The organism is Mesorhizobium sp. M8A.F.Ca.ET.021.01.1.1 (assembly GCF_003998025.1).
Taxonomy (GTDB): Bacteria; Pseudomonadota; Alphaproteobacteria; order Rhizobiales; family Rhizobiaceae; genus Mesorhizobium.
On sequence record NZ_RZSJ01000215.1, the window covers coordinates 1 to 9,204 of the forward strand.

Genomic DNA, 9,204 nt, shown 5'->3' on the forward strand with positions numbered 1-9,204 from the left:
TTCCGGGATCGCATTGGCATAGGAAACATAGCTGGAATTGGCCGCCGCTATGTCGGGCCGCAAGTTGAAATCGATCCAGGCCCGGGCATTCTCCGGATGCGGCGCATCCTTCGGCACCGCCATCGTATCGAAGTTTATCAGCGTGCCTTCCCTGGGAATGGAATAGGCAATCTCAAGCTTCTTCGCGGATTCCGCCGCACGGGTCTTCGCCTGCAATATGTCGCCCGACCAGCCCAGCACGACACAGATGTCGCCATTCGCCAGGTCGTTGATGTATTTCGACGAGTGGAAGTAACGGATATAAGGCCGCACCTTGCCCATCAGTTCTTCAACCTTGGCGAGGTCGTCCGGACTGGTCGACCTGGGGTCGATATGGAGATAGTTCATGGCCATCGGAATGATCTCCGCCGGGGCATCGATCATGGCGACGCCGCAATCGGAGAATTTCTTGACGACGTCGACGTCGAAGACCATGGCGAACGAATCTGTCGGCGCGTCCGGCATCCGTTGCTTGATGGCAGCGACATTGTAGCCGATGCCGTCCGTGACGGCCATGTAAGGCACTGCGTGCAGGTTCTGCGGATCCGCGCCCGCGATCAGCGACAAGGCTTGCGGATCGATTTTCGAGTGGTTTGAAAGCTTCGATCCGTCGAGTGGCAGGAAAGCGCCCGCCTTCACCTGGTTCTTCAGAAACGGAAAGGCCGAGGGATACACCACGTCATACCCCGAGCCGCCGGTGAGCAGTTTCGTCTCAAGGACCTCGTTGCCGTCATAGACATCGTAGCGGACCTTGATACCTGTCTCCTTCTCGAACTTCTCAGCCGTGTCCGGCGCGATATAGTCGGACCAGTTGTAGACGTTGACGACCTTCTCGTCGTCCGCCCGGGCGCCGCCGAAGCAGATGCCGCAGGCAAGCGCGGCGCTCAGGATTGGGAAGAGCAGGGAGCGCATGGGTGTCCTCCTTTCACGGGTGCGGCCGATGCGGCGCACCGTTCCAATTTCACTTTCGGCACGCTTGCCGCTCAACGCCGCTGCGGCGCATAAACGGGTAAGGTGATACAGGCGACATTGCCGCCGCCGAGCAGAATTTCGCGGGAGTTCTCGATGCCGACGATCTTGTGGTCGGGGAACAGCGTGGCCAGCTGTTGCTTTGCCTTCCGGTCGAGATCGCAGCCGAACTCCGGCACGACCACGACGCTGTTGCCCGGATAGTAGTTGATGTAACTCGCCGCGATCCGGTTGCCCGTTGGCCGCGCCCAGGTCGAATCGACCCGGTCCAAGCCCTCGCTTTCCTCGACCGTCATTTCGATCGGCAGGGGATGGTGCAGCCGATGAACCTCCAGGCTGCGGCCACGCGCGTCACGGGCCGAACGCAGCACCTCTTCGGCTTCGCGCACGATCTCATATTGCGGGTCGTCCCGCTCATCGGTCCAGCTCAGCGCCACGACGCCCGGACGAACGAAGCAACAGAGGTCGTCGACATGACCATCCGTCTCGTCGAAAGCAAAGCCACGCGGCAGCCAGATGATGTCGTCGACGCCGAGATAGTCGCCAAGCCGGCTCTCCACCTCGGCTTTGCCGAGATGGGCGTTGCGATTTCGATTGAGCAGGCATTGCTCGGTCGTCATCAGCGTTCCCTGGCCATCGCATTGCAGACCGCCGCCCTCGGCGATCAGCGGCGCGCGGTAGCGGTCCATCCTCTCGATCTCGAGCACTTTTTGTGCGGCAAGGTCATCGAGATCCCAAGGCGAGTAGAGGCCGCCGTCAAACCCGCCATATGCGTTGAAGATCCAATCGACGCCGCGCACGCCGCCTTGGTCGTTGACGACGAAATTGGGGCCGCTGTCGCGCAGCCAGGAATCGTTGGTGGACATCTCCACGACGCGCACCTCGGCGGGCAAGCGCGCTCTGGCGTTCCGCCATTGGCGGCTGGATGCCGCCACGGTCACGGGTTCGCTTTGAGCGATCGCGGCGGCGACGTCGGCGAACAGCTTCTGGGCGGGCTTGGCGCCCTGGCGCCAGGTGTCCGGCCGCTCCGGCCAGATCAGCCAGCAGCCTGATTTGGGTTCGAATTCGCCAGGAGCGCGAAACCCATCCTGTCTCGGTGTGGTCGAGAGCGTATGTGACATTGTGGGACTGCCGGAAAATGGAACGACGAAACTTTCCCGGATCAGAAGGTTTTGGGGCCTTGTTCGTCAATGTCCCATTTGGGATAGCTTGATCACTGCGCCAGTCCCCTGGCCTGCGTTCGGCTGGGGCCAGCACCATTGGCCCCGGGCCTAGGTTGCCCGAAATTGCGGGGTCTCTATTGTTTATTGCGTCGCCTGGTAAAGTTCCGAAGCGGCCTCTTTCAGCGCGTGTCGGCCGTCCGGCTTGAAATACATCATGTGTCCACCTTCAACGACGTCGAGGCGGATCGGCCTGGCGCCGGCGAGCGACGGAATCTGGCTGACCAGATAACGCGACGCCAGGTAGGGAGTGACGAGATCGGTGTAGCCGTTGACGATGACGACGCCCAGCGCGGGATTCAAGGAGCGTGCCCGCTGCAAATCGTCCACCACGCCAGCATAGCCTTGGCGCGAGGCGCTCGTCCCATAGTCCCAGTTGTGGCTGATATCGTCGTTCAGTAAGCGGTAGCTAACATCGGTGCGAAAGTTCAGCTCGTCGCGAGCGTAGCCGACAAAAGCCGAGGTCAGCGCCGGCACACTGCGGTCCAGCACCGGATCGGGACCGGCGATCCGGGCGCTCTGAGGCGCTATGTCCGCCGTCGCGATCATACCGTCATAGGGGCTGAGCACCTTGCCCGTGGCACGGCCAAACTCCCTTGCGAAGAGCGAGGTCGGGACGCGGGCGAAGTTGCGGTGAACGAGGTCGAGTGGCAGGCCGGTGATCTCCGCTACGCGATCGCTGGCCAGCCGCCCGCCTTGCTCCAGCCCACTGGCGAGCGCGGTGAGGTACTCGCCAAGTGCATAATGCTCGATATCGGCGAGCTTTTCCCGCAGTGCATCGCCGTTGAAACCTTCACTACGCAGGCGAACCGCGGCGAGGGAGGGTAGTTCGAGAGCCCAATGCAGCGGCTCGAATTCGTCGGGCTGCACCAGGGTGAATTCCAGCGCCGGCGAGATCAGCACGATGCCGCTTGGGCTGATGCCGATATCTTCCTGCAGCGTCCTGGCAAGCAGTGCCGCCCGGAACCCGCCATAGCTCTCACCGGCGAGGAACAGCGGGGATCCCATGCGGCTGTTTTGGGCAAGATAGAGCCGGATAAACGCACCGATAGAACTGGCGTCCTGCCTGACGCCCCAGAAGTCGTGCGTATCCTGGCCAGGCGCCTCGCGACTGTAGCCGGTTCCCACCGGATCAACGAAGACGAGGTCGGTCATGTCGAGCCAGCTGTCGGGATTGTCGATGAGCTTCTGCGGCGAGGGGAGGAATTCCCCGTCGGCTCCGGTCGCCACTATGCGCGGTCCGAGCGCGCCGAGATGCAGATAGGCTGAAGCGGCGCCCGGGCCGCCATTGAACGCGAAGGTGATTGGCCGCGGTGCTTCCGTCGCCGTGCCCTCACGCGGTTTCAGCGTATAGGCAACATAGAAAATCTCCGCCGTGACCTCGCCCTTGCCGGAGAGCAGCGGAAGCGTGCCGGCCTTTGCCTGGTACCGCAGACTGTGCCCGGCAATGGTGATCGAATGGTCGCTGATCTCGGGTGAGGGCAGCAGCGACAGCACACCACCCTCGGGCGCTGGCCGCTCTGGCGTTTCAGCCAAGAGGGGCCGCGCGAAGCCGGCAAGCATGACGAGGACAAGGGAGACGAGTTTCAGCTTGGAACGCATGAGGCCTCCGCGGGAACGACTCCCGCATAGGTATGGCCGAGGCGAATGAAGTCAAAGGGAATAGACGAAGGCGAGCCCACTGCTATCCCCTCGACACCGGTTCCTGACAGCTTGGATCGTCGCTCGGATTGGCTCACACTTCCGTACGACCGTGCTATCAAGACAGAAAGCCGTTCGAAAGGAACGAAAATGGACGCGACCGAACTCAAGGCCATGCAGGCGCCGCTGAAGCAGGCCTACCGTAACGACGCCGCGCAAGCACTGATCACGCTGAGAGCGAAGGGTTCGATCGACGAACAGTCGGTCGCCTGCAAGGTCGACACCGGCAGGGCGATTGCCGTCGCTGGCCTTCATCCGGCGACAGGCGGCTCGGGGCTCGAGCTGTGCTCCGGCGACATGCTCCTCGAGGCGCTGGTGGCCTGCGCCGGGGTGACGCTGAAGGCGGTGGCGACGGCGCTCGAGTTCAAGCTCGGCGCCGCGACCGTTGAAGCCGAAGGCGACCTTGATTTTCGTGGCACACTCGGTGTCGCCAAGGATGCGCCGGTCGGTTTTCGCGCCATCCGGCTCAGTTTCGATCTCGACACGGACGAGCCGCAGGAGCGGATCGATTCGCTGCTGAAGCTGACCGAGCGCTATTGCGTGGTGTTCCAGACCATCAACCAGAAGCCGGAGCTGACGGTGAGCGCGCGGAGATGAATCACAAGGCCCGCGGCAGCGGGCCTAGAGCGGTTCAGAGTTTGATAGAATCTCTGACCCGCTCTAACTTCTTGTTTTTACGCAATTCCCAAGGGGAAGCGCTACGCGCTTCTTCCGGGAAAACCGCTGCACACTTTTCCTGGAATTGCTCTAGTGATACCTGATGCTTACTGAGCTGCCGGCTCTTCGGCGTCGCCTTCGTCGGTGAAGGGCGAGGCGCTCGGCACGCACTGCACGGACCAGCCCGCGGGTGTCGGCTGCTTCTGATACTCGGTGATGGCGGCGGCGCACTGTTCGCGTTTGTCGAAGGTGCTGGGCAGCACAACCATGCCGCCCTGTGGGCCGGCGATTACCAGATACCAGACCAATGCTGCGGTCGTAGCCATGGAGTTTTCCTTGTTCTGCCCCAGCAGGGCGCTTGGTGTGGGAGTCTTCCGATCCTAACAACTCCTCCGAAATGACGAAAGCATGACCGCCGCGCGCCCTTCTCCCTTAGATCACAGCCGCGTGATCATCCGGCGGATTTTCGGACTGGCCTGTTGCCGACGCCACGGTTCAGTCGGTCGCAAAACAATAGAACAGGCCGTCGCCACCTGTGCCTTTCAGCGCCTCCTGGCTGCAGCCGCCACGAGAGGCGTGCGAGGAATTCCATGACTTTGCCGCCGCCGAATCGTCGAGACCGGTGCGGTCGTGATGGCCCATCATGGCCGCCCCTTCGGCGCCGCTCATCGTCCAGTCGCCGCAGGTCTGGTCGGCGATCCGGGTGCCGTCAGGCTTGGATCCCGTCAGCATATCGTGCCGGTTGGGAGTATCGCCGCGACCGTTGACCGTCTCACCCTTCTCATTCAGCGCGGTCTGCTTGGTGATGCCCTTGGCGTCGCTGTGCAGGGAGGCGACATCATCGGCGATCTTGGCGCCCTTGGCGTTGAACCAAGGCCCCTTGCCGATGCGGTCGCGCGCATCCTCGGCGCTGGTCGAGAGATAAGCGTGCCAGCTCTTGCCGGTGACGCCGGCGGCTTCGGCAAGCGATGCGCAATGGGCGTCCGCGCCCTTCAGGCCACCGAGATCGGCGCCCTTGCCGGAGCCGACACTGGTGACGAAGAAGCTCATTTTGGTATCTTGGGAAACAGCCACACCGACTGTAGCCCCAAGGGCGGCGGTGAGAGCGGCGGCAACGATAACGAATCTGCGCATGTCGGTCCTCCGGTTTCGAATGTCCTACGTCAGGAGAACGTAGCCGAAGGCTCTTTTAATCCGTTTCGAACCCGAGTTTTATTCCGGTTGCCGATAGGTGACGAAGCGGTTGTGCTTGGCCTGGAAGATCAGGCCGGTCTCTTTGAGGTCCGGGCTGGCCAGCGGCACGATGCGTTTGGCGATCTCGGAGGGGTGCGGCAGCGTCTCGGGATCCTCACCGGGTACGGCTTGCGCGCGCATCGCGGTGCGCGTGGCGCCGGGGTCGGCGGCGTTGACGCGCAGCGGCAGGCTTTGCGTCTCATGCGCCCAGGAACGCATCATTGTTTCGACCGCCGCCTTCGATGCCGCGTAAGGCGCCCAGAACGCGCGCGCGGAATGCGCGGCATTGGAAGACAGGATAATCGCCCGGCCGGCATCCGAAAGCCGCAGCAGCGGGTCGACGGAGCGGATCAGCCGCCAGGTCGAGGTGACGTTGATGGTCATCACCTTTTCGAAGGTCTTGGCCTCGACATGGCCGATCGGCGAGATGACGCCAAGCACGCCGGCATTGGCGACGAGAATGTCGAGCTTGCCCCAGCGCTCGTTGATGGCGCCCCCCAACCGGTCGATGCCGGCCATGTCGGCGAGATCGAGCGGGACCAGCGTCGCCTGGCCGCCGGCCGCCTTGATCTGGTCGTCGAGTTCTTCCAGCCCGCCGACAGTGCGGGCAACCGCGATGACATGGGCGCCGGCGGCCGCCAATTCCCTGGCGATGAAATAGCCGATGCCGCGCGAGGCGCCGGTGACGACCGCAACGCGGCCGGTAAGGTCGAGGGTCATGCGATGCTTCCGGAACTCTGGCTAGAGCAATTCCAGGAAAAGTGTGTAACGGTTTTCCGTCCGGAATTGCGTAAAAACAAAGAGTTAGAGCGGTTCGGCGATTCTATCGAACGCTGAACCGCTCTAAGCTGGTGACGGTCCGGCAATCCTACGCCCCGCTTGTCGCCAGCAGCGACAGCGTGCGCACATTGTCGTGGCCTTCGAAGTCGAGCAGGCGGGTCGGGTACTGGCCGGTGAAGCACGCATCGCAGAACTGCGGCTGTTCGTCGTTGCGGCTGGCCTCGCCGACGGCGCGGTAGAGCCCGTTGATCGAGAGGAAGCCGAGTGAATCGACGCGGATGAATTCGGCCATCTCTTCCACCGACATGCGCGAAGCGAGCAGCTTCGACTTCTCCGGCGTGTCGACACCGTAGAAGCACGACGCGCTGGTCGGCGGCGAGGCGATGCGCATGTGCACTTCCCTGGCGCCGGCGTCACGCACCATCTGCACGATCTTCTGGCTGGTGGTGCCGCGCACGATGGAATCGTCGACCAGCACCACGCGCTTGCCCTCGATCATGCGGCGGTTGGCGTTGTGCTTGAGCTTGACGCCCATGTGGCGGATCGAATCGCCGGGCTGAATGAAGGTGCGGCCGACATAATGGTTGCGGATGATGCCAAGCTCAAAGGGAATGCCTGCCGCCTGGCTGAAGCCGATCGCCGCCGGCGTGCCCGAGTCCGGCACCGGCACGACGATGTCGGCCTCGACCGGGTTTTCCTGCGCCAGTTCGGCGCCGATGCGCTTGCGCACCTCATAGACATTGCGGCCCTCGACCGAAGAGTCGGGCCGGGCGAAATAGACATATTCGAAAATGCAGAAGCGGGTCTTCTGCGGTTCGAACGGGAACAGGCTCTCGATGCCCTTCGAGGTGACGACGACCATCTCACCGGGCTTCAGATCACGCACGAAACGGGCGCCGATGATGTCGAGCGCGCAGGTCTCGGAGGCCAGGATCCAGGCGCCGTCGAGATCGCCGAGCACCAGCGGGCGGATGCCGAGCGGATCGCGGCAACCGATCATCTTCTTGGCCGTCATCGCCACCAGCGAGAAGGCGCCCTCTACCTGGCGCACCGCGTCGATGAAGCGCGAGTTGAGATCGCGCTCCTTGCTGGTCGCGACCAGATGCAAAAGCGTCTCGGTGTCGGAGGTGGAGGAGAAGATCGCGCCCTGCTTCTGCAGCGCGCGCTGCACGGTCATGGCGTTGGTGAGGTTGCCGTTATGGGCGACGGCGAAGCCGCCATCGGCCAACTCGGCGAAGAAGGGCTGGATGTTGCGCATGCCGGCGCCGCCTGTCGTGGCGTAGCGCGTGTGGCCAATGGCGCGGTTACCCTGCAGGCTGTCGATGACGCGCTGCTTGGTGAAGGTGTCGCCGATCAGTCCGACATGGCGTTCGACATGGAATTGGGTGCCGTCGTAGGAAACGATGCCGGCCGCTTCCTGGCCACGATGCTGCAGCGCATGCAGGCCGAGCGTGACGATGGCCGCCGCATCCTGCCGGCCAAAGATGCCGAAGACGCCGCATTCGTCATGGAAATGATCGTCAGCCTCGGCGGAAAGCACGTCGTCTGCGTCTGCCATCTTAAGCTCCGCTAAAATCGCCATATAAGGCGGTCGCGCGTCGAAAGCAACGCACTGCATGCGATCGTTCACATGGATCGATCGCCAGACGTCCCGTTCGGACCTCAGTTCGCCGGCGCTGGCGCCGGCTTGGCCGTGTTGTCGGCGGGACCGGCGTCGTTGTCGTCGGGCGCTGGCGCATTGGCGTCGTCGCCGCCGGCTGGGGCATCCGCCGCCGGTGCGTCGGGCGCGGCGGGCGTCTCGGCGGCCGGCTGATTCGGATTGAGCTTCTTGAGGATGGCGTTTTCCGGATCCTCCGGCAGCAGGCTTTCCAGCTTGGCGCCGATCTGTTCCAGCAGCGGCCGCGACTTGGCTTCCGTGACCCAGGCCGGGGCCTTGGCGCCGGCCAGCCAGTTGAAGAACAGCAGCGCCACCGCGACGACCAGGACGCCGCGCGCGGCGCCGTAGAGGAAGCCGAGCGTGCGGTCGAGCGCGCCGATGCGCGAATCGATGATCCAGTCGGCGAGCTTCATGGTGATGACCGAGACCACGATCAGCGCGATGATGAAGACGACGCCGGCGGCAGCGGCCATGGCGATCTTCTCATTGTCGATATAGGGCTTCAGGTAGGGCAGGACCGGCTTGTAGAAGAAGAAGGCGGCCGCCGCCGCCGCCGCCCAGGACACCACCGAGAGCACTTCGCGCGAAAAACCGCGAACCATGGCGAGCATCGCCGAGACCAGGGTGAAGCCGACGAGAATTCCGTCAAGCAGCGTAATCGGCATGTCGTTCGCCCCACTCTGTCTTGCTCACCACCGGATGAGCCGCGTCACTCTTCATCGTCGGCACGGCTTCGCCGTGAGCCGGCTATACGCGCCACGAGGTCGGCAAGCTCGGTGGGTTGGAAAGCGCCGGCCCCGATCCCTCCAGCAAGTTCCTCGCTGCCCAAGGGCAGAACCGCGCTACCAAAACCCAGTTTTTCGGCTTCCTTGAGGCGCTGCTGCGCATGCGCAACCGGCCTCACCGCGCCCGAAAGGCTGATTTCGCCGAAATAGACGCAATCGGCGG

General features: G+C 63.3%; 9 protein-coding genes and 1 pseudogene. 1 reads left to right on the plus strand and 9 read right to left on the minus strand.

All coding sequences use genetic code 11. The features are described 5' to 3' along the window. The 3 genes from EOA36_RS17825 to EOA36_RS17835 form a co-directional block, all read right to left on the minus strand. Positions 1–951: extracellular solute-binding protein (locus EOA36_RS17825; RefSeq protein ID WP_127278752.1), on the minus strand; the 951-nt coding region annotated here is incomplete at its 3' end. Between the two features lie 71 nt (positions 952–1,022). Beyond that, positions 1,023–2,129, minus strand: a complete 1,107-nt coding sequence (gene aguA, locus EOA36_RS17830) for an agmatine deiminase (RefSeq protein ID WP_127278753.1) — start codon at positions 2,127–2,129, stop codon at positions 1,023–1,025. Between the two features lie 183 nt (positions 2,130–2,312). Next, on the minus strand, positions 2,313–3,830 hold the full coding sequence (locus EOA36_RS17835; protein ID WP_127278754.1) for a peptidase S10: 1,518 nt from the start codon (positions 3,828–3,830) through the stop codon (positions 2,313–2,315). A gap of 189 nt (positions 3,831–4,019) precedes the next feature. Here EOA36_RS17835 and EOA36_RS17840 point away from each other — a divergent pair, with 189 nt between their 5' ends. Further along, entirely contained in the window at positions 4,020–4,526 is a 507-nt protein-coding gene (locus tag EOA36_RS17840) for an OsmC family protein (protein ID WP_127278755.1), read from the plus strand. A gap of 167 nt (positions 4,527–4,693) precedes the next feature. Here EOA36_RS17840 and EOA36_RS17845 read toward each other — a convergent pair whose 3' ends face one another. From EOA36_RS17845 to EOA36_RS17870, 6 genes and pseudogenes are all read right to left on the minus strand, one after another. After that, the gene (locus tag EOA36_RS17845; protein WP_127278756.1) at positions 4,694–4,912 is read right to left on the minus strand and encodes a hypothetical protein; all 219 of its coding nucleotides are present in this window, start codon (positions 4,910–4,912) and stop codon (positions 4,694–4,696) included. Positions 4,913–5,081: 169 nt separating this feature from the next. Then, on the minus strand, positions 5,082–5,720 hold the full coding sequence (locus EOA36_RS17850; protein WP_127278757.1) for a hypothetical protein: 639 nt from the start codon (positions 5,718–5,720) through the stop codon (positions 5,082–5,084). 78 nt (positions 5,721–5,798) lie between these two features. Next, the gene (locus EOA36_RS17855) at positions 5,799–6,539 is read right to left on the minus strand and encodes an SDR family NAD(P)-dependent oxidoreductase (protein ID WP_127278758.1); all 741 of its coding nucleotides are present in this window, start codon (positions 6,537–6,539) and stop codon (positions 5,799–5,801) included. A gap of 148 nt (positions 6,540–6,687) precedes the next feature. Next, complete coding sequence (purF, locus tag EOA36_RS17860) at positions 6,688–8,157, minus strand: amidophosphoribosyltransferase (protein ID WP_127278759.1); 1,470 nt, start codon at positions 8,155–8,157, stop codon at positions 6,688–6,690. Between the two features lie 104 nt (positions 8,158–8,261). Next, positions 8,262–8,921, minus strand: coding sequence for a CvpA family protein (locus EOA36_RS17865; protein ID WP_127278760.1), 660 nt, complete (start codon positions 8,919–8,921; stop codon positions 8,262–8,264). A 44-nt stretch (positions 8,922–8,965) separates the two neighbouring features. Further along, positions 8,966–9,204: pseudogene (locus EOA36_RS17870) on the minus strand (DNA repair protein RadA); the annotation flags it as partial.